The following is a 19,303-nucleotide window of genomic DNA, read 5'->3' as shown; positions in this document are numbered from 1 at the left end:
CGTGAGCGACGACGCAGGCGGGATCGGTGGCCTGTTCGACCGTCGGACAGTCGTCCAGACCGTCCTGGGATTCGCCGTCGCCGGGCTCGTCCTCTTCGTACTGGTCGACTTCGTCGGGACGCGAAACGTCCTCGATCGGCTGGCGACGGCGGACCTGCGCTGGCTGGCGATGGGCTGTCTCTCGACGCTGCTCTGTCTCACGTTCTGGGGGAAAGCCTGGCAGATCGTCCTGGACGTGGCCGGCGTCCGCGAGTCGTTTCGCCGACTGGTCGTGACCTACTACGCCGCGACGTTCGCCAACTACGTGACGCCGCTGGGCCAGGCCGGCGGCGAGCCCTTCATCGCCTACGTGCTCTCGCGAGACACGGACGCCAGCTACGAGGACGCGCTGGCCTCGGTCGTCACCGCGGACCTGCTGAACCTCTTTCCGTTCGTCACCTTCTCCGGGGTGGGGTTCGCGGCCCTGCTCTACCAGTCGTCGCTGCCGGCAGTGCTGGAACCACTCGCTGTGGCGCTGTTCGCCATCGCACTCGGGGTCCCGGTGCTCGCGGCGGTCGGCTGGCGCTACCGGCTGTCGCTGGGACGAGTCGGTGCCAGAGTCGTGGTACCGATCGTCCGACTCCTGCCGCGCCTGACCGTCGACGGGCTCCAGAGCCGCCTCGCGGAACTGGACGAGGCCTTCCAGCGGATCGCGACGGATCGGAGAGCGCTCGTGCGGGCGCTTGGCTACTCGTACGTCGGCTGGATCTTCTTCGCGCTCCCGCTGTACTTCGTCGGGATGGCCGTCGGCGACGCTGCGATCCCGCTCTTGCTCGTCTTCTTCATCGTCCCCGCGAGCACGCTGGGCGGGCTCGCGCCCTCGCCGGGAGGCTCGGGCGCGGTCGAGGCGTTCCTGGTGGTGCTGATCGTCGCGCTCACGCCGATCGCCAGCGACGGGGCGACCGCCATCTCGATTCTCTACCGGGTCGCGAGCTACGTCTTCGCGCTCCTCGTGGGCGGCGCGGCGGCGGTGTTCGTGCTCCGGCGGAGCTAGGGCCGTGCGCCACCACCGCGATGTGCCCCCAGATCCCTCGCTCGCCACTGCCTCGCGACCGGGACTAGCCCGATTCCCACGCTCGGACGAGTGCGGTCAGCGTCTCGTTGACCGGCACCGCCGCGTCCCTGGACTGCGCCACAACGTAGCCGTTGATCGCGTCGATCCACCTTTTTCCTGCGGGGGTATCCTCGCGGCGCTGCGGGGACCCCCTTGCAAAAACGTGGGCGAAAAAGCCGGTCGCTCGGCGCTGCCTCGCGACCGGGACTAGCCCGATTCCCACGCTCGCACGAGTGCGGTCAGCGTCTCGTTGACCGGCACCGTCACGTCCCTGGACTGCGCCACGACGTAGCCGTTGATCGCGTCGATTTCGGTCTGTCGTCCGTCCGCCACGTCCTGCAACATCGAGGAGTGGTTCGCGGCGGTGCCCGTGGCCACCTGCGCCATCGTCTCGGCGGCCCGGTCGTCCGACAGATCGACGCCGTGTTCGCGCGCCACGGCCGCCGTTTCCCGTGCAGCGCGCTCGGCGACGCGCCGGGCCGGGCCGTCGACGAGCGCGCCGTTGGGGACGCGGGCCAGCGCCGTCGTGGCGTTGATCCCGGCGTTGACCGCCAGCTTCTCCCAGAGCCGTCGCGGCATGTCGTCGGCGACGGTGGTCTCGACACCGGCGTCGGTAAACGCCGCCCCAACGCGGTCGGCCGGCGCGGAGTGGCCGCCCTCGCGGGGCCCCAGCACGACCTCGCCGACGCCGGTACACGCGGCCACGCCGGGCTCGGTCAGGCGTGCGCCGTAGGTACAGGTGCCCGCGAGGACGGGACAGTCCAGTCGCTGGGCGAGCGTCGCCTCGTTGCCCATGCCGTTCTGCAGCGAGAGACAGGCGTCGAGTGCCGTATCAGAAAGCGCCGCGGCGGCCGCGTCGGTGTCACCGGCCGTGACCGTCACGACGGCGAGGTCTGCCGCGGCGGGCGGCGTCGCCCCCGCGGCCGGTCCCACGTGCGCTTCGATCGCGCCCTCGATCGTCAGCCCCGATCGCTCGACCGCTCCGACGTGTGGCTCGCGCCCGACCAGGGTCACGTCGTGGCTGCGTGCCAGCAGCCCGCCGATCAGGCTGCCGAGGCTCCCCGCGCCGAAGACGACGACGTCCATGCGCCCACTCCGTCGCGGGTGCTGAAAAACGCGACGGGGATCACCACCCACTTGCCGCGCCGTCGCCAACGACGAGTATGACCGACGGATCCGCTTCAGACGATCCCCTCGCCGACGCCGAGTGGCCGGCCGAGACGCCGCAGTACCGTCTCCAGACGCCCGCGACGGACGACGACGCCCCGCTGGACGTGCTGGCGACGGTACTCGACGAGAGTCCGCGATCACCGGCCACGGCCACCGTCCGCGTGGGGACCGGTCGGCGGGACGACCGCGACCACATCCGTCACGCGCTGGCCGATCTGGCCGCCCACTCCGACGTGGCGGTCGGCCACGAGGAGACCAGCGGGACGGTGCCGCTGACCGATGGCACGTTCGACGCGCTCGCAGACGTGTCTCCGGAGATCCGGACGCTGGTGGTTCGGGACGACGACGGACTCGCGCTCGTCACGCGACGCGACGAACGGTTCACGTTCGCCGTGCCCGACGAGGCGATCGAGGCCGTCGAGTCGTCGCTGCCGTCGTCGCTGCGAGAGCGACTCGAAGTCGTCTCGTAGCGGAGGACAGGCCGCCGTCGGCCGGGCGCTGGCTCCCCGTGGTCGCCGTTCGTCTGCCCCGAGATTCTCACTCGCTTCGCTCGCTCCGAATCTCGCTCGCCCTCATACTGCCGGCTGTCCGTCTGTCACGAATGTTGCGACCCCGTGGTCGCACATATCTTGCAACAGTGACAGCCAGCAGTATCACTCGGACTGATTCGCTGCTCGCGCACGGCCGCGCTCGCTGGGCAAATCAGTCCTCAGTCCAGTAGTAGATGTCCTCCTTTGGCGCACCGCAGTCGGGGCACTCCTCGGGGATGTCCTCGATCTCGCCCATCGCGCCACACGCCCAGCACCGCCACATCAGTTCGGCCTCTCCGGACTCACCCGCGCGGACGTGTTCGATCGACATGGCGGCCATGCCGCCTTCGAGCGTGACGTAGAACCCCCGCTCGTCGAACCCGCGGATCGTCCCGAGTCGCTGGCCGTCCTCGTCGTAGACGGTCTCTCCGAAGCCCAGTCCCATGTCGCTGGCCGCGTCTGGCATCTCTGGCATTGTGTAACACAGTTCACACCACACGGCAATAAAGGTCACTGGGAAAACAGGTGGTCGAACGCTACCGTGCTCGGTGGCTTCGTCGAGAGAAACACGCGGGAATTTATACCCTGCTGGGAGCATGCGGTCGATATGGAGATCGAGAACGATCTCTCGACATCTGTCGACAGGCTCTCCGCCGACAGAGAGCGACGGGGCGTCGCCCTCGTGTTGCTCCTGATCGCGGCGTTCGCGCTCGGGTACGTCCTCAAGTCTGTGATCACTGGAGAACCGATCACCGACTACCTCCCGATGCTGGTCGCGTCGGTCGTCGCGCCGCTCGTGATCGTCTTCGCCTTGCTCGCCGGGGCGGGTACCGACGAGGACGCGTAACGCACCGCCGACGGCGGCCGTATCAGGAAAAGAGGCTGGTGTGGACCGGGGCGTGGTCGGGACCGTCGTCGCCGTCGTCGTCGTCGGTGGTGTCGGAGACGGCGCTGCCGCCGACGCCGTCGGCGAGGAAGTCGGCGACGGGCGGGCCGACGCGGTCGGGCTCGACGAGGAAGGCGTCGTGGCCGTAGTCGGAGTCGACCACGTGGTGTGCGGTCGCAGTGTCGGTCTCGCGGAACGCGTCGGCCAGCTCTTCGGACTGTTCTGTGGTGAAGTGCCAGTCGCCGGTAAAGGACATCAGCAACGCCTCGCCGTCGAAGGCGGCGACGGCGTCCGCGTCGGACTCGAAGCCCGACGAGAGGTCGTAGTTGTCCATCGCTCGGGTCAGGTAGAGGTAGCTGTTCGCGTCGAAGCGGTCGACGAACTTCGTGGCGTTGTGATCGAGGTACGACTCCACGTCCCGGTAGGGGAAGAACCGGCCCGCCGGATCCGTCGGGAAGGCCCGCTCGTACTCTCTCGTGGCGGCCCGCCGGCCGAAGCGCTGCTCCATCGTCGCCTTCGAGAGGTACATCACGTGGCCGAGTTCGCGGGCCAGCGCCAGCCCCTCGTCTGGGTCCGGGCGGTCGTCGCCGTAGTAGTCTCCACCGTTCCAGTCGTCGTCGGTCGTGATCGCCCGGCGTGCGATCCCGTCCAGCGCGAGACACTGCGGGTCGAGTCGCGCGGCGGTGGCGATGGCGACGACGCGCTCGACGTGGTCGGGGTGGCGCTTGACCCAGTCCAGCGCGTTCATGCCGCCGACGCTGCCGCCGACGACCGCGTGGAGGTGGGGCACCCCGAGTTCGTCCAGCACGGCCCGCTGGGCCTCCGTCCAGTCGCCGACGGTCACCGGCGGGAACGCCGTCCCGTAGGGCTCGCCGGTCTCGGGGTTCGTCGAGGCCGGCCCGGACGTGCCGTAACAGGAGCCGGGGTCGTTCACGCAGACCACGTAGTACTCGGTCGTGTCGATGGCTTTGCCCGGACCGACGATGTTGTCCCACCAGGCGAAGGCCTGATCGGAGTCTTCGAAGCGACCGCGGCCGGCGACGTGTGCGCTGCCGGTGAGCGCGTGACAGACGAGGACCGCGTTGTCGCCGTCGAACTCGCCGTAGGTCTCGTACGCGACTTCGAGTTCGGGGATCGTCTCGCCACAGGCGAACTCGAACTCGCCCAGCGAGAGGGTCTGGTGGTCTACGTCCATGCTGTGGCCCTCACTGTCGTCGTTCGAAACGGGGACCCGATTGCCGTGGTGCTGTGCCGTAGACGGTCTTCTCGTTGGTCTCGAACCATTTAGCTCGCCTCCGCGATGGCCCGGTCGAGGTCGGCGACGACGTCCTCGGTGTCCTCGATGCCGACGCTACAGCGGATCAGGTCCGGCGTGACGCCGCTGGCCCGCTGCTCGTCCTCGCTGAGCTGTGCGTGGGTCGTACTCGCGGGATGGATCACGAGCGTCTTGGCGTCGCCGATGTTGGCGAGGAACTGCGCGAGATCGGTCCGCTCGCACACCTCGCGGCCGGCGTCGTAGCCCCCCTCCAGGCCGAAGGTGACGATGCCGCCGTAGCCGCCGTCGAGGTACCGGCTCGCGTTGTCGTGGGTCTCGTGATCTTCGAGTCCGGGGTAGGTGACCCACGCCACCTCGGGGTGGTCTCGGAGGTGTTCGGCGACGGCCATCGCCGACTCGCAGTGCTGTTGCATCCGGAGCTTGAGCGTCTCACACCCCTGGAGGGTAGCCCAGGCGTCGAAGGGCTTCTGGCCGTCGCCCAGCGAGCGAACGGCGCGCTGGCGGACCGCGTGTGCGAACGCCTCGCCCTCGAAGCGCTCGGCGAAGGTGATCCCGTCGAAGGCCGGATTGGGAGCCCCGAGCTCCGGGAACTTCTCGGGGTACTCCGCCCACGGGAACGAGCCGCCGTCGACCAGCACGCCGCCGACGGTCGTCCCCGAGCCGTGGATCCACTTGGTCGTCGACTCCCAGACGAGGTCGACGCCGTGATCCAGCGGGTTACAGAGGTACGGCGTGCCGAAGGTGTTGTCGACGAAGACGGGGACGCCACGGTCGTGAGCGACCTCGGCGATCTCTTCCATCGGTGGCGTCACGAGCGAGGGGTTCCCGATGGTCTCGAAGTGGACGTAGGCGGTGTCGTCGTCGATGGCGTCGGCGTAGGCCTGTGGGTCCAGCGTGTCGACGAAGCGCGTCTCGATGCCGCGGCGCGGTCCCATGTTGGCCAGATAGGAGTGAGTCCCCCCGTAGATCGAGGCGGCCGTGACGACGTTGTCGCCCGCGCTCGCGAGGATCGACGTACCGGCGTCCAGCGCGGCCATCCCCGAGCCCGTGGCCACCGCCGCAGTGCCGTTCTCCAGCGAGGCGATGCGCCGCTCCAGCATCGACACCGTCGGGTTGTCGAACCGCGAGTAGACGTTGCCGGTGTCGTCGAGAGCGTACCGCTGGGCGGCGGTGTCGGCGTCCTCGAACACGTACGACGTGGTCTGGTAGATCGGTGGCGCACGCGCGCCCGTCGCCGGATCGGGCTCCTCCTGGCCGGCGTGGACACAGCGCGTCCCGAACCCCTGGGTGTCGTCAGTCATGTACAACACGCATATTGCTCTAGCCATCTATAACCACCAGTTACGGCAAAACTCGCAGGTGCGTCGCCCGCTGGCAGGTCGCTGTCGGCGGTCGACCGCCCATCCAGCGACCGTCTCGTCTGGTCAAAGCTTATATCGCGTCACGACTGACGTACGTCCATCTTCAGTCACGTTCCGGCCGGTCGTCCCACATCGACGAGCCATGGCAGATGACGACTCTCTCTTCGAGGTCGGCGGCACGCGCGACTACTCGCGGGTCGCGCTCGTGGTAGTCACGCTGCTCGCGCTCGTGGTGGCGACGACCGCGGTGCCGGCGCTGTCGCCGGCAGGTACCGACACGCCAGCCTCGTCGCTGGTCCCGATCCCCGAGGAGGTCCGGGGTGGGTCGGGAGGCAGCGGCTCTGGCGGTGGCGGCGGGCTCGGCGCGCTGAGTCCCGGCGACAGCACCGACGTTGGCGGGTCGCTTGGCGGCGAGTCGGCCCTGCGATCACAGAGCGACGAAGTCCACTTCCGGGTCCAGAGCACGCAGGCAAGCTACTGGCGGACGGGTGCCTACGGCGAGTACACGGGCGCGGGCTGGGAGCGACGCGGCGGGACGACGCCGGTCGAGGGCGAACTGCCCGTCGAGGGCGCTCGCGACGGCCGCGTCACCTACGAGGTGACCCTCGAACGGAGCGCCGCGTCGCTCCCGACCGTCTGGCGGCCGACCCAGATCTCTCGGCCGGGCGTCTCGGTCACCGAGAACGGTGCGATCACGGCCGACGGGGCCGTCCCGCAGGGGACCACCTACACCGGTGTCAGTCAGCGCCCGGCCGACGATCCGGCCGTACTGAGCCAGGCCGGCCGGGAGTATCCGGCGGCGATCGAGGACCGGTACACCCAGCTCCCGGCCGACAGCGAGGCCCGCCTCGGAGCGTTCACCGACGAGCTGACGGCCGACGCCGACGATCCCTACGAGACCGCTCGCACGATCGAGCGGTGGCTCGAATCGAACAAGGCCTATTCGCTGAACGCCAGCCACGATCCCGAACGGGAGGCCGGCGTCGCGACGCAGTTCGTCTTCGACATGGAGTCGGGATACTGCGAGTACTTCGCCACGTCGATGGTCGCGATGCTGCGCAGTCAGGACATTCCCGCCCGCTACGTCGTCGGCTACTCCACCGGCGAGCAGGTCGGCGAGAACAGCTACACCGTCCGAGGGATGAACGCCCACGCCTGGACGGAGGTGTACTTCCCCGACGTGGGCTGGGTCCGCTTCGACGCCACGCCGGGCGACGAGCGCCGCCAGCAGGAGCAGGCCGCGCTGGACGAGCCGGCCACGGCGACACCGACACCGGCTCCGACGGACCAGTCCCCGACCGACACGCCGACGCCGACGGACACGGCGACAGCCACGCCGACCGAGCAGGACGACACCGCAGACGGCGGCTACGACGTGTCGCTGAACCGGACGGCCGTCCCCGGCGTGCCGGTGACCGTGACCGTCACCGAAGACGGCGTTCCGGTGATGGGCGCGCAGGTCCTGTTCAACGGGGAGCCGGTCGGTGCCACCGCCACGGACGGGAACGTGACCGCCACCGTCCCCTACGCTGCGACGCTCAACGTGACGATCGCCGGCACCGCCGACGAGCGGGTGGTCGTCTACGGCGCGCCGAGCCGCGAGAACGGGCGGCTCTTCCGGCCGGCCGGTCCCGCGACCCACGACACCGAGACCTTCGATCTGAACACGACCGCGGCGATCGCCGTGAGCGGCGATCTCACCACCGGCAGCGAGGTGTCGGTGGTCGCGCTCGTCGACGGCGAGGCGCTCCAGCGGGCGGCGGTGACACTGGGGGGCGAGCAGGTCGCGACGACCGACGACCGGGGCCGGGCGACCGTGCGCCTGCCGGACGAGCCCGGCGAGACGACCCTGGCAGTGCGTCGCGGTGCCGTCGAGGGCACTCGGACGCTCACGCTCGGGCGGCTGAACGTGAGCGTCGAGCCGACGGCACCGCTGGCGCTCCCGCTGACCGACGCCCGGGTCAACGCGACCGTGGCGGGCGAACCGACGGCCGGCGCGACCGTCGCGCTGGACGGCGAACGGATCGGGACGACCGGCGTCGACGGGACGACGACGGTCTCGCTGCCGCTGGCAGACAGCGCGACCGTCGCGGTCTCGCAGTACGGCCAGTCTCGCCGGACCGCCCTGGAGGGACTGTACGCAAACCTGGCGGCGGTCGTGACCGCCCTCCTCGTCGCCGTCGTCGCCGCGGTCGCGCTGGCTCGCCGCTACGGAGTCACGCCCCGACGGATCGGGGCGGCGCTCGCCCGGAGCGGACAGTTGGTCGTCGTCGCGCTGGTGGGGATCGGCTCGCTGCTCGATCGCGCGATCCGGCGGCTCTACCGACGGGCGGCGCTGACCGTCGACCACCTGCGCGCGCTCGTCGCCGGTCGCGTCTCGCCGACTGCGCTGCTGGTTGCGCTCCGGCGCTGGCTCGCGGACCGGTCGGGCGGCGTCCAGTCGACGGTGACCGCCCGCTTCGAGTCGCTGGCTCCAGCCGGCGACGGTGACGCCGGGTCCGACGACGCCCACGCGACGATCAGAGAGGGGTGGTCGCAGTTCCTCGGGCACGTCTCCGTGGCCCGGCCGGAGCGCCGGACGCCCGAGGCGATCGCGGCCCACGCCGTCGAGGTCGACGACCTCCCGGCTGACGCGGTCTGGACGATCGTCGACGCCTTCCGGGCCGTCGAGTACGGCCAGCGCGAACCCACCGAACGGGTGCCGGCCGTGGACGCGGCCCTGGCGGCGATCGACGACGCCGTCGAGCGCGCCGACGACGCCGACGGCGACGCGCCCGAGGGACAGCCGGAGGTGGCCGACTGATGCGGGTCCGAGTCGTCCTGTTCGGAGTCGTCGGGACGGTCGCGACGCTGTTGGCCGCCGGACTGTTGTTCGCTCCCGAGACGCTGCTGTCGGTCGCGCCCGTCGCTCCGCTCGTGACCCTCGGCGAGGCGGCGAACGCGCGCCAGCTGTTGCTGGGGGGCAGCCTCCTCGCCGGGCTCTACCTGCTCGTCGCCGCCCGGTCGGCGACGCTGCCGAGCCGCGATGGCGAGGGCGGAGACGCGTTCGACGCTGCGACCGCGGAACCGCCCGAGGCCGTCACGACGGCACGCCAGCGTCGGACCGGCGCGGCGCTGGCGGCGACGATCGACGACGCCATCGCGGGCGAGGACGAGGCGCTCGACGCCGTCCGCGAGCGGTTTCGCGAGACGGCGACGGCGGCCTACGCACAGACGGCCGGCTGTGGCCCCGAGGCCGCCCGGCGAGCGGTCGAGCGCGGTGACTGGACCGACGACCGGACCGCCGCGGCCGTCCTCTCGGGCGACGACGGCCCGTCGCACTCGCTGTGGTCGCGTCTCAGACTCTGGCTCGATCCGGCGGCCGAGCGCCGACGCCGACTGCACCGCACGGTCAGCGCCACGCGCGGACTCACGGAGGGGTGGCCGTGACCGACCGGGTCCGACGCTGGGGCGTCCCGCTCGCGGGGACGGTGACGCTACTGAGCGTCGGTCTCCTGGCCGCCGAACCGGCCCTCTTCGCGGGGGCGGCGATCCCCCTCGCCTACGTGCTGGTCGGGGCGCTCTCGCGCGTCCCGTCGGGAGCCAACCTCGACGCCGACCGGACCGTGGCCGCCGCGGCACCGACGCCGGGCGATCCGGTCGACGTGACCCTGACCGTCGAGAACACCGGCCGGCGGACCCTGACCGACGTGCGGATCGTCGACGGCGTCCCCGCCGAACTGACCGTCGTCTCGGGCTCGCCGCGGGCCTGTCGCTCGCTGCGGCCCGGCGAGTCGACGACCGTCGAGTACGCCGTCCGCTCGAAGCGGGGGACCTACGCCTTCGACGATCCCGTCGTTCGGATCCGGCCGCTGGCGGCCACAGAGATCGCGACGGCGACGGTCGCCGCGGCCGGCGACACCGCCCTGACCTGTGCCAACGTGGTCGCCGAGGCACCGCTTGCCGACGCGACGCTGCCCCGCGCCGGCACGCTCCCGACCGACAGCGGCGGGAGCGGGCTGGAGTTTCACGCGACCCGCGACTACCAGTCGGGCGATCCAGTCGCGCGGATCGACTGGCGGCGCTTCGCCAAGACCGGCGAACTGACGACCGTCGAGTACCGCGAGGAGCAGGCCGTCCGCACCGTGCTCGTCGTCGACGCACGCCCCCCGACGCGGGTGACGCCGGAAGCGGGATATCCGACGGGTGCCGAGCTGTCTGCCTACGCCGCCGAGCGCCTGCTCGATGCCCTGTCCAGATCGAGTGTCGTCGCCAGCATCACTGCCGTCGGGCTCGCCGACGAGGACCTCGTGGGCGGGCTCGGTCCGGACGGACTGGCCTGGGCCGACCCCGACGGCGGCGTCGAGAGCCCGCAGGCGAGTCGTCTGTTCGACGGCGTCCAGTCGGCGGCCACGCGCGACAGCGTCGCCCCCGACGGCGGCGAGCAGGCGGGGGCCGAGACCGCGACGGATCGGACCGTCCCCGACGTGGAGACCCTGCTCGCTCGCCTCCCGCCAACGGCCCAGGTCGTCGTCTTCTCGCCGCTGCTCGACGACTGGCCGACGGAACTGATCACGAGCCTCCGGGCGCGGAGCTACCCGACGACCGTCGTCAGTCCCGACGTCACTCGCGGCGAGGGACCGGCCCAGACCGTCGTCGCGCTCGAACGCCGGCTGCGCCTCCAGTCGGTGGAGCTGAGCGGGGCGACGCTGATCGACTGGGACCTCGACGAACCGATCGACATCGCCATGCGGGCCTCGCTCGCGGAGCTGTTCAACCGATGATCGACGATCGAACGGACTGGCGGCCGACGACGGCGAGCACGGGGCTGGTCGTGTTCGTCACGCTGCTGACAGCGACGGTGCTCGTGCGAGCGATCGGCGTCGCGGTGCCAGCCGCGCTCGGCGGGGCCGGCGCGGTCGCGCTCGCACTGGCGGTCTGGACCGCCGGCTGGGAACGCCACCGGACGCTGGGGACCGTCCTGACCAGCCTGCTCGCGCTCCCGATCGGGCTCGGCGTCGTCGCTGCGACGGTCGGGACCGTCATCGTCCTGGCGGGCGTTTTCTTCCCCGTCGAGTCGCTGTCCCGGCTGCCGGCGACCGTCGTCGATCTGTCGGCCCGCGCGATGGTCGTCGTCGGGGCAGCCGCGGCCGTCTTCGGCGCGAGCGTGGCGATCGGACACGTCCTCGATCGGGACACGGCCAGGCGGACCGCCGAGGCGTCGCTGAAGACGACGATACCGCCGCTCGGTGTGGGACTGGTCCTCGTCGCCAGCGAGGCCCTCCGGTATCTCGAAGCCACCCGCGACGCACCGGGTGTCGGGGCCGTCCTCGGCGACGTGCTCCGGACGACCACGACGATCGTCTTCGAGCCCCCGGCGGTCCGACCCAGCGTGACGACGTTCCTGTTGCTCGTCGCGGCCACGTTCCTCGTCGTCCGACGGACCGTCGGTGCCCTGCCGCTGACCGAACTCACGACCGACCCGGCAGTCGAGCGCGCCGTCGCGAGCGCCCGGTCGTGGCTGCTCCGGGCGGCCGTCCTCGCCGGGTTCGGCGTCCCTGTCGGGTTCTTCACCGACTACGTGTTCCCGCCCGAGCGACTCCAGTCGGTGGTGACGCCGCCGGTGTTCGACCTGTTGGTCGCAGTGACGACCGCGCCGCCGGCTCGCAGGCTCGCGTGGCGCGTGATCGTCGTCTGTGTCGCGACGCTGGTCGCCGTCGCGTTGCTCCGGCGGACCGCCCAGACCTCCGCCGACCGGATCGGGGCCGCGGTCGCGCCCTTCGCGGCCGGGAGCGGGGTGCTCGTCGCGGCCGCCCTCGTCGCCGGCCCGGTCCTGTCGGCGGCTCGCGGCTGGGTCGCGGCGACGCTGCCCGGCGAGTTCGGCCCGCAGTTTCGCGAGCTGTCCGGCTCCGTCGTCGACTTCTACGGCCCGGTCCCGATCGTCCTGACCGGCGTCGGCTTCGTGTTGCTGGTCGCCGCGGTCGTGGCGATGTGTCTGTGGCTCGTCTTGCTCACGAAGTACCTCGACGACCGCACTGCCGGCGTCGGGATCGCCAGCGCCGCACTCTTCGAAGTCGCGGCGTTCGCGGGCGTCGTCGGCGTGCCGACGGCGCTGCTGTTTGGAAGCCTCGTCGCCGCCGTCCTCGTCTGGGACGTGGGCGAGTTCGGGACGACGCTGGGAGAAGAGATCGGACAGCGGGCCGACACCCGCCGGGCAGAACTGGTCCACACGACCGGAACGCTGGCCGTCGGCGGGGTCGGCGTCGCCGTCGCCGTGGCCGTGACCGACGCCGCCGTCGGCGCGGTCACCGTCGCCGACGGGGCCGTCGTCGCGGGCCTGGTCGTCGCCGTCGCTGGGCTGTTGGCGTTGCTGGTCGCACTGCGCTGACGGACAGTGGAGAACGGCGAGGTCGGCCCCATCAGACGGATTGTTGTCGCCGTTTGCCCGGTCGACCGCGCGCTGTCGTGCGGTCGATCCGGTACAGACCGGCGACAATCCGTCTCAGGTCGGCGAGACGGCCGGCACCTCGATCCGGTCGAGTACGTCTCGAACGACCTCGTCGGGATCCACCTCGCGGACGCTCGCGTCGGCGGTCAGCACCAGTCGGTGAGCGAACACGTCGCGGACGACTCGCTGTACGTCCTCGGGGACGACGTAGTCCCGCCCTTCGATGACGGCGCGAGCGCGCGCGGCCTCGAACAGTCGCTGGATTCCGCGCGGGGAGACGCCCACGTCGACGCGCTCGTCGGCGCGGGTCGCCCGCCCGAGTTCCACCACGTAGTCCCTGAGTTTCCCGTCGACGGTGACGGTCTCGGCGACGCGCTGGAGGTCGGGGATCCGCTCGGCGTCGACGATGGCGGTGACGCTCGGTGCCTGTGCGGTGCGGTCGGCCCGCCGGTCGATCAGCGCTCGCTCGCCGTCGAAGTCGGGGTAGCCCATCGCGGTCTTGACGACGAATCGGTCTCGCTGGGCCTCGGGTAGCCCGAAGGTCCCCTCCTGCTCGACGGGGTTCTGCGTCGCGATGACGAAGAACGGCTCGGGCAGCGCGTGGGTCTCGCCGTCGACGGTGACCTGGCCCTCGCCCATCGCCTCCAGCAGCGCGGCCTGTGTCTTGGGCGGGGCGCGGTTGATCTCGTCGGCCAGCACGACGTTGGCGAAGATCGGCCCCGGCGCGAACTCGAAGCTCCCCGTCCCCTCGTTGTAGACGTTGGACCCGGTGATGTCGGCCGGCAATAGGTCCGGCGTGAACTGGATGCGGTTGAACGAGAGGTCGAGCGCGTTCGCGAAGCTCCGGGCGGTCAGCGTCTTGCCGGTGCCGGGCACGTCCTCCAACAGGACGTGGCCCCGTGCGAGGATGCCGGTCAACACGCCCTCCAGGAAGGCGTCCTCGGCGATCACCGCGCTCCCGACGGCGTCGAGAATCTCGGCGCAGGCCCGGCCGGCGGTCTCGTGATCCATACGCGAGTGCTCGGCCAGCGGCGGCATAAGTCTGGTCGAACCGCCACTACCAGACGACCATCCGTATGAAGTGGGATGGGTTCGACAGGTGACGTGATGGCCGACGTCGCTCTCATTTCGTCCGACACCGAACTCGACACGCCGACCGTCGTCGTCGGCGCACTCGTCGCGCTCGTCAACGGACTCCTCGCCTTCCCGATTGGGATGGCCGTCGTCGGTAGCGCCTGGGGACTGGTGTTCCCGTTCGTCGTTCTCGTCGGCTCCGGGGCCCTGCTCCTCACTCGCGGCAGCGTCTACGAGGCGACCCGTCTCGGGTGTTACTCGACGGCGGTGCTGGTCCTCTGTCTCCCGGTCGTCGGGGTCTCGTTCGAGTACACACCCTCGCTCGCCGACCAGCTTCGCGTGTTCGCGCGCCTCGAACTGGGGGCCGTCCTCGTCGCCGCACCGGTCGCCGCATTCGGCTACTGGGTCGGCAAACGGGGGCCGGCGGTCGACGGATCGTAAAAAAAGACGCGCTGAAGCCCTACGTCGCGGCTTCGGTCTCCGTCGCTTCCTCGTCGGTGGTCGTCTCTTCGTCCGTGGTTTCGTCCTCGGTTGTCTCTTCTTCCTCAGTCGTTTCTTCCTCGGTTGTCTCTTCTTCCTCGGTCGTCTCTTCCTCGGTGGTCTCTTCCTCAGTCGTCTCTTCTTCCTCGGATTCCGTTTCGGTGTCCGTCCCTTCAGTCTCGTTTTCCGCGCCCGGGAAGTCGATCATCCTGCTTGCGTCCTGGGTCGTTACGACGCGGAAGGTCGGTGGCATCTCCTCGCCGTCTTCGGGGACGTTCCCGAGCGCCCACGCGGTGTGGGCGACGCCGCTCTCCAGGGAGAGGTCCGTACTGGCGACGACCGATCCGTCGTTGTCCTCGGCCGCGACTCTGACCTCGACGGTGTAGTCACCGGCCGGGACGTTCGCGTACTCGGTCGCCTCGGTGTACGAGACGTTCTCCGCGAGGACCGTCTCGCCGGTCGCTGCTTCGTCAGTCGCTTCTTCCTCCTCAGTTGCGGTCTCGTTTGCCTCCGTCTCGGTCGCCGTCTCCTCGGTGGCGTTGTCGTCGCCGCTCTCGACGGCGACGATATCGACTGCCGGCGCGTTCGGCGAGAGGTGAGCGATCCGGAGTGCAGCCTCGTCGTCTGCCGGGGTCGCGGCGCTATCGTCGTAGGCCACGGGGACGACCCCACCCTCGCTGTCGTTTGCGGCGATCGCCGCGGTCACGGTCGTCACCGACCGCGGTTCGAGGTCGACGGTCTCGTTGAACACGACCTCGTCGGGCGTGTCGACGACGGAGACCGTTATCGTGTGGTTGCCCGACTCCAGGGCGATGTAGTCGCTGAACGTGTCGAACGCGACGCCCTCGGCGACGGTCTCGTTGTCGACGGAGACGTCGACCGACGCTGCACCGGGCGCGGCGTGGGCGATGCGCAGGTACGACGTGTTCTGTGTGCTCAACTCTGTGTCGTCGGCGTCGTCCTCGGCCTGCTGGCCGAAGCCGACCCCAACGAAGGCCGCGCTCGCCACGAGCGCGACCGAGAGGACCAATACGAGTGCGGTACTGCGTGTGTTGTCTGGCATGCAGTGGAGTCATCCACCCTCTCCCCCTTTGTTATGCGAGAGCAAGCGCTCGCCCGCCAGCGCCGCTGTCCCGTGCCCGCCACGGCGCTCTGGAGTAAGCCGGTCGTTTGTTCCGCGCTCGCTCGATAACGACCGCTTGTTTGCCGGCACGATCCCTCCGCGGGACCCGGAAAGCGAACCGTATCGACGGGGCGACGACGCCAGCGGAGATAAGGCGAGGTTACCCCGGAGTCGTGCGGACGGTATCACAACTACCATACCGCTCGGCGACGAGCGTTCACAACACTTAGAGGTGGCTTCAGTGACGAAAAAAAGCGAATACACGGACGACTATCCCGACAAGACGCTGTACATTCCCGGCCCGACCGAGGTCCGCGACGACGTGATCCAGGCGATGGCCCAGCCGATGTTCGGCCACCGGATGGACCGGATGACCGACCTCTACACGACCATCGTCGAGGACACGAAGACGTTCCTCGGCACCGACAACGACGTGATCATCCTCACGGGCTCGGGGACGGAGTTCTGGGAGGCGTCGACGCTGAACCTCGTCGACGAGAACATCCTCGTGCCGACCTGTGGCAGCTTCAGCGAGCGCCACGCCAACGTCGCCGAGCGTCTCGGCAAGGACGTGGACCGACTCGAATACGAGTGGGGACAGGCGATCAAGCCCGAGGACATCCGCGCGGAACTGGAGGCCAGCGACAAGCACTACGACGTGGTCGCGACGGTGATGAACGAGAGTTCGACCGGCGTCCGCAACCCGATCGAGGAGATCGGCGACGTGGTCGCCGAGTACCCGGACACCTACTTCGTCGTCGACGCCGTCTCCTCGCTCGGCGGTGACTACGTCGACATCGACCGGCACAACGTCGACGTGATCTTCGCCTCCACCCAGAAGGCCTTCGCCATGCCGCCGGGACTGACCGTCTGTGTCGTCAGCGACGACGCCTACGACCGCGAGATCGAGAAAGAGTCCGCCTCGTGGTACGGCGGCTTCCAGCGCTGTCTGGACTACTACGACCGGAAGGGACAGACCCACTCGACGCCCGCCATCCCGATCATGCTGGCCTACCGCAAGCAGATGAAACACATGCTCGACGAGGGCCACCAGGGCCGCGACCAGCGCCACCGCGAGATGGCCGAGTACACCCGCGAGTGGGCGCGCGATCACTTCGACATGTTCCCCGAGGAGAGGTACGAGTCCCAGACGGTCTCGTGTATCGAGAACACGCAGGGCATCGACGTGGCCGCCACCATCGAGGAAGTCTCCGAGAAGTACGACATGGTGTTCTCGAACGGCTACGGCTCCGCGCTGGGCGAGGAGACGTTCCGGATCGGCCACATGGGCGAACACGACGTCGAGTCGATCCAGACGCTGACCGACGCCATCGAGGACGTCGCTGACCTGTAACGCTCCCGTCGCACGCTGTCGGGCGTCTCTGTGAGCGAGGCAATCTCGCTACGTTATCAATTGTGGAATCTGGAGCCACAGCTTCAAGAGTCGTATCGAGTTTGTTTCCAGTAAGATGCAATCACGGACAGTCACGTGGCTCGCCTCGCAGTACAGCCGCCGTATCGGCACGGCGCTGGCGATCACGTTGGGAGTGACAGTCGGCTTCGGCGCGGTCTTCGCTGGCCACGTCGCCACCTCGCCGGAGGCCGGCCTCGCCGGACTCGCGGGGACGATCTTCGTCCTCACGCTCAACCTCGGCTTGCTCGGCATCGTGTTGGCCGGCAACGTCGCGGTCGAGCTCAGACAGCTCACCGACGCGGCCGCCGCGATCGAGGACGGCGACCTCGACGCCACCCCCGAGGTCGATCGGGCCGACGAGTTCGGGCGGCTCGCCGACGCGTTCGACAGCATGCGCGACTCGCTCACGTCGGCCTTCGACGAGTCGGAGGCCGCTCGCAAAGAGGCCGAACAGGCAAAGTCGGAGGCCGAAACGGCCCGCGCCGAGGCCGAAGAGTTCAACGACCAGCTGGTCGACCAGGCCGAGACGATCGGGGACGCGATGGCGGCCGCCGCCGACGGCGACTTCACCACGCGGCTGACGGCCGACAGCGAGGTCGACGCGATCGAGCGGATCGCCGACGCCTACGAGGAGATGACCGTCGACCTCTCCGAGACCGTCGGCGAGATTCGGGCCTTCGCGACGACGGTCGAAGAGACCAGCGGGGCCGTCGCCGAGGACGCCGCCGAGGTCGAGCGCCTCAACGAGTCGCTGGCGACCGACATCCGTGAACTCGCCAGTGACGTGTCCGGACAGGCCGAACGCCTCCAGAGCGCGGTCGCCGAGACGAACGACCTCTCGGCGACGATCGAGGAAGTCGCTTCGACGACCGACGAGGTCGCAGGACGGGCGACCGAAGCCGCCGAGGTCGGTGAGGTCGGCGCAGAGCGCACCGAGGAGGCGGTCGAGACGATCGAACACGTCGCCGACGCCGTCGACGAACTCGACCGGCTCGTCACCGCCCTCGACGACCGGATGGACGAGGTCGCGGAGACGACGGGACTCATCGACGAGATCGCCCAGCAGACCGACATGCTCGCGCTCAACGCCAACATCGAGGCCTCCCACGCCGGGAGCGGTGGCGACGGGTTCGCCGTCGTCGCCGACGAGGTGAAGGGGCTGGCCGAGCAGACTCAGGACGCCATCGACGAGATCGAGTCGATCGTCGACGGTGCCCGCGACGACGTGGACGACGTGACCGAGGAGATGGCGCTGACGCGCCGCCGGATCGACGACGGCGTCGAGACGGTGACCGAAGCCGGAGAGACGCTGGGCACGCTGACCGAGACCGTCGACGACGTGGACGACGCGATGGCGGAGATCGCCCGTGCGACCGACGACGGCGCGGCCGCCACAGAGGAGGTCTCGGCGGCGCTCGACCAGGTCGCCGACTCCGCCCAGCAGGTGGCGACTCGCTCGAACGAGCTGGCCGACACGGCCGAGCAGACGGCGTCGACGATGCGTGGCGTTCGAAAGCGCGCCGACGAGCTGAGCGACCAGACGGCCGACCTGATGGCACTGCTGGACTCGTTCGAGACCAGAGAGACGGACACTACCGGGACAGTGCAGACCGCGAGCGCAACGGCGGGTGACGACGATGATTGAGGCGACGACCGTCCACGGTCTCACCGCCGTGGTCTACGCAGTCGCGCTCGTCGTCTTGCTGGGGTGGCTCCGCCGGGTCTCGGCGGAACACCGTCGGTTCTGTACCCCCATCGTGCTGGTCGTCGGGATCGCCGGAGTGTCGTCGGCACTCGTCGCTGCCGGCGTCGGGACGCTCACGGTCAACGGGAGCGAAATCGTCCTCCCGTCGCTCGTCGAGTCGATGATCGCGTACGCGGTGCTGTACGCCGTGATGGCACGACTCGCCGACGTGGAGGGTCGCGCACTCGGGATCATCGTGCTCACGCCGGTCGTCCAGCGCATCGCCTTCGAGGTCGCGGCGGTCTCGGGCGGGATCGTCGCCCTGCTCGGTCTGGTGACCGTCGTCGGCGGGCACCTCGCGATCGCCGCCTACCTCCTGGGACCGATCTGGACGCAGGCACAGGCAGTACCCGAGCAGCGCCGCCTCCTCCACTGGAAGGCTCGGAATCTGGTGTTGTTCCTCATCGGAATGTTGATCGTCTACGCCGTCATCTCGCTGTTCGGCGTCTTCGACGCCTTCGTCGCACTGGTGATCCAGCAGTACATGGCCGTCCTCATCCGCGTGGGCTTTGCCGGGTTCCTGCTGGCGAACCTCGACGCGATCGGAGCCGCGTCGTTGCGTCCCTCGACCGCGTCCGGGGCGACGCCGGCCGACTGATACGGATTATTGTAGCCGTTTGCCCGGTCGACCGCACACTGTCGTGCGGTCGATCCGGTAAAGATCTACGATAATCCGTATGATACTGTCGACTGACGGGACACCGTCGCTCGCGCGCACCGCGCTG

17 protein-coding genes are annotated in these 19,303 nt (G+C 69.7%); 11 read left to right on the top strand and 6 right to left on the bottom strand.

Going from position 1 to position 19,303, the window contains the following annotated elements:
- The first annotated feature begins 1 nt into the window (after nucleotide 1).
- Nucleotides 2-1,033, top strand: coding sequence for a lysylphosphatidylglycerol synthase transmembrane domain-containing protein (locus AC5FRZ_RS02625; RefSeq protein ID WP_493563785.1), 1,032 nt, complete (start codon nucleotides 2-4; stop codon nucleotides 1,031-1,033).
- Between the two features lie 267 nt (nucleotides 1,034-1,300).
- Here AC5FRZ_RS02625 and AC5FRZ_RS02620 read toward each other — a convergent pair whose 3' ends face one another.
- Nucleotides 1,301-2,179, bottom strand: a complete 879-nt coding sequence (locus tag AC5FRZ_RS02620) for a ketopantoate reductase family protein (RefSeq protein ID WP_493563784.1) — start codon at nucleotides 2,177-2,179, stop codon at nucleotides 1,301-1,303.
- 77 nt (nucleotides 2,180-2,256) lie between these two features.
- Here AC5FRZ_RS02620 and AC5FRZ_RS02615 point away from each other — a divergent pair, with 77 nt between their 5' ends.
- On the top strand, nucleotides 2,257-2,733 hold the full coding sequence (locus tag AC5FRZ_RS02615; RefSeq protein WP_493563783.1) for a hypothetical protein: 477 nt from the start codon (nucleotides 2,257-2,259) through the stop codon (nucleotides 2,731-2,733).
- A gap of 232 nt (nucleotides 2,734-2,965) precedes the next feature.
- Here the strand turns inward: AC5FRZ_RS02615 and AC5FRZ_RS02610 are convergent, their stop codons facing one another.
- Nucleotides 2,966-3,268 carry a DUF7130 family rubredoxin-like protein gene (locus AC5FRZ_RS02610; RefSeq protein WP_493563782.1) on the bottom strand — a complete coding sequence of 101 codons (303 nt, stop codon included), beginning with the start codon at nucleotides 3,266-3,268 and terminating at the stop codon, nucleotides 2,966-2,968.
- 132 nt (nucleotides 3,269-3,400) lie between these two features.
- On the opposite strand from AC5FRZ_RS02610, the gene AC5FRZ_RS02605 reads away from it, so the two are divergent.
- Nucleotides 3,401-3,640, top strand: coding sequence for a hypothetical protein (locus AC5FRZ_RS02605; RefSeq protein WP_170093294.1), 240 nt, complete (start codon nucleotides 3,401-3,403; stop codon nucleotides 3,638-3,640).
- A 22-nt stretch (nucleotides 3,641-3,662) separates the two neighbouring features.
- Here the strand turns inward: AC5FRZ_RS02605 and metX are convergent, their stop codons facing one another.
- Entirely contained in the window at nucleotides 3,663-4,874 is a 1,212-nt protein-coding gene (gene metX, locus AC5FRZ_RS02600) for a homoserine O-acetyltransferase MetX (protein WP_372479770.1), read from the bottom strand.
- 89 nt (nucleotides 4,875-4,963) lie between these two features.
- On the bottom strand, nucleotides 4,964-6,256 hold the full coding sequence (locus AC5FRZ_RS02595) for an O-acetylhomoserine aminocarboxypropyltransferase/cysteine synthase family protein (protein ID WP_170093292.1): 1,293 nt from the start codon (nucleotides 6,254-6,256) through the stop codon (nucleotides 4,964-4,966).
- 202 nt (nucleotides 6,257-6,458) lie between these two features.
- On the opposite strand from AC5FRZ_RS02595, the gene AC5FRZ_RS02590 reads away from it, so the two are divergent.
- Genes AC5FRZ_RS02590 through AC5FRZ_RS02575 form a run of 4 tightly spaced genes read left to right on the top strand, consistent with a single transcriptional unit; the run spans nucleotide 6,459 to nucleotide 12,683 of the window.
- Entirely contained in the window at nucleotides 6,459-9,119 is a 2,661-nt protein-coding gene (locus AC5FRZ_RS02590) for a transglutaminase TgpA family protein (protein WP_493563781.1), read from the top strand.
- On the top strand, nucleotides 9,119-9,745 hold the full coding sequence (locus tag AC5FRZ_RS02585; RefSeq protein WP_372479772.1) for a DUF7269 family protein: 627 nt from the start codon (nucleotides 9,119-9,121) through the stop codon (nucleotides 9,743-9,745). The genes AC5FRZ_RS02590 and AC5FRZ_RS02585 overlap by 1 nt, the downstream gene beginning before the upstream one ends.
- Nucleotides 9,742-11,079: a DUF58 domain-containing protein gene (locus tag AC5FRZ_RS02580; RefSeq protein ID WP_493563780.1), complete on the top strand. Its 1,338-nt coding sequence runs from the start codon at nucleotides 9,742-9,744 to the stop codon at nucleotides 11,077-11,079. Before AC5FRZ_RS02585 ends, AC5FRZ_RS02580 begins: the two co-directional genes overlap by 4 nt.
- Nucleotides 11,076-12,683 (top strand): DUF7519 family protein, encoded by a 1,608-nt coding sequence (locus tag AC5FRZ_RS02575; RefSeq protein WP_493563779.1) that lies wholly within the window; start codon nucleotides 11,076-11,078, stop codon nucleotides 12,681-12,683. Before AC5FRZ_RS02580 ends, AC5FRZ_RS02575 begins: the two co-directional genes overlap by 4 nt.
- A 114-nt stretch (nucleotides 12,684-12,797) precedes the next feature.
- Here the strand turns inward: AC5FRZ_RS02575 and AC5FRZ_RS02570 are convergent, their stop codons facing one another.
- Nucleotides 12,798-13,754, bottom strand: a complete 957-nt coding sequence (locus AC5FRZ_RS02570; protein WP_153552120.1) for an AAA family ATPase — start codon at nucleotides 13,752-13,754, stop codon at nucleotides 12,798-12,800.
- Nucleotides 13,755-13,850: 96 nt separating this feature from the next.
- Here AC5FRZ_RS02570 and AC5FRZ_RS02565 point away from each other — a divergent pair, with 96 nt between their 5' ends.
- Nucleotides 13,851-14,258, top strand: coding sequence for a hypothetical protein (locus AC5FRZ_RS02565; RefSeq protein ID WP_493563778.1), 408 nt, complete (start codon nucleotides 13,851-13,853; stop codon nucleotides 14,256-14,258).
- 19 nt (nucleotides 14,259-14,277) lie between these two features.
- Here the strand turns inward: AC5FRZ_RS02565 and AC5FRZ_RS02560 are convergent, their stop codons facing one another.
- Nucleotides 14,278-15,360, bottom strand: a complete 1,083-nt coding sequence (locus AC5FRZ_RS02560; RefSeq protein WP_493563777.1) for a DUF4397 domain-containing protein — start codon at nucleotides 15,358-15,360, stop codon at nucleotides 14,278-14,280.
- 301 nt (nucleotides 15,361-15,661) lie between these two features.
- Here AC5FRZ_RS02560 and AC5FRZ_RS02555 point away from each other — a divergent pair, with 301 nt between their 5' ends.
- From AC5FRZ_RS02555 to AC5FRZ_RS02545, 3 genes are all read left to right on the top strand, one after another.
- Nucleotides 15,662-16,774 carry a pyridoxal-phosphate-dependent aminotransferase family protein gene (locus tag AC5FRZ_RS02555; RefSeq protein ID WP_493563776.1) on the top strand — a complete coding sequence of 371 codons (1,113 nt, stop codon included), beginning with the start codon at nucleotides 15,662-15,664 and terminating at the stop codon, nucleotides 16,772-16,774.
- Between the two features lie 115 nt (nucleotides 16,775-16,889).
- A complete protein-coding gene (locus AC5FRZ_RS02550) occupies nucleotides 16,890-18,479 on the top strand; it encodes a methyl-accepting chemotaxis protein (RefSeq protein ID WP_493563775.1) in 1,590 nt (529 codons plus the stop codon).
- Nucleotides 18,472-19,176, top strand: a complete 705-nt coding sequence (locus AC5FRZ_RS02545; protein ID WP_493563774.1) for a rhodopsin — start codon at nucleotides 18,472-18,474, stop codon at nucleotides 19,174-19,176. Before AC5FRZ_RS02550 ends, AC5FRZ_RS02545 begins: the two co-directional genes overlap by 8 nt.
- The last annotated feature ends 127 nt before the right edge of the window (nucleotides 19,177-19,303 follow it).

The sequence above is a fragment of the Halomicrobium sp. HArcht1-1 genome, assembly GCF_058933285.1.
Note: the sequence above shows the minus strand (reverse complement) of the source record. Positions and strands in the feature narration are given on the sequence as shown.

Coding starts and splice junctions, on each gene's coding strand:
- AC5FRZ_RS02570 (WP_153552120.1), bottom strand. CDS start 13,754: ATGGATCACGAGACCGCCGGCCGGGCCTGCGCCGAGATTCTCGACGCC.
- AC5FRZ_RS02615 (WP_493563783.1), top strand. CDS start 2,257: ATGACCGACGGATCCGCTTCAGACGATCCCCTCGCCGACGCCGAGTGG.
- AC5FRZ_RS02610 (WP_493563782.1), bottom strand. CDS start 3,268: ATGCCAGAGATGCCAGACGCGGCCAGCGACATGGGACTGGGCTTCGGA.
- AC5FRZ_RS02590 (WP_493563781.1), top strand. CDS start 6,459: ATGGCAGATGACGACTCTCTCTTCGAGGTCGGCGGCACGCGCGACTAC.
- AC5FRZ_RS02585 (WP_372479772.1), top strand. CDS start 9,119: ATGCGGGTCCGAGTCGTCCTGTTCGGAGTCGTCGGGACGGTCGCGACG.
- AC5FRZ_RS02550 (WP_493563775.1), top strand. CDS start 16,890: ATGCAATCACGGACAGTCACGTGGCTCGCCTCGCAGTACAGCCGCCGT.
- AC5FRZ_RS02620 (WP_493563784.1), bottom strand. CDS start 2,179: ATGGACGTCGTCGTCTTCGGCGCGGGGAGCCTCGGCAGCCTGATCGGC.
- AC5FRZ_RS02560 (WP_493563777.1), bottom strand. CDS start 15,360: ATGCCAGACAACACACGCAGTACCGCACTCGTATTGGTCCTCTCGGTC.
- AC5FRZ_RS02545 (WP_493563774.1), top strand. CDS start 18,472: ATGATTGAGGCGACGACCGTCCACGGTCTCACCGCCGTGGTCTACGCA.
- metX (WP_372479770.1), bottom strand. CDS start 4,874: ATGGACGTAGACCACCAGACCCTCTCGCTGGGCGAGTTCGAGTTCGCC.
- AC5FRZ_RS02565 (WP_493563778.1), top strand. CDS start 13,851: ATGGCCGACGTCGCTCTCATTTCGTCCGACACCGAACTCGACACGCCG.
- AC5FRZ_RS02605 (WP_170093294.1), top strand. CDS start 3,401: ATGGAGATCGAGAACGATCTCTCGACATCTGTCGACAGGCTCTCCGCC.
- AC5FRZ_RS02575 (WP_493563779.1), top strand. CDS start 11,076: ATGATCGACGATCGAACGGACTGGCGGCCGACGACGGCGAGCACGGGG.
- AC5FRZ_RS02595 (WP_170093292.1), bottom strand. CDS start 6,256: ATGACTGACGACACCCAGGGGTTCGGGACGCGCTGTGTCCACGCCGGC.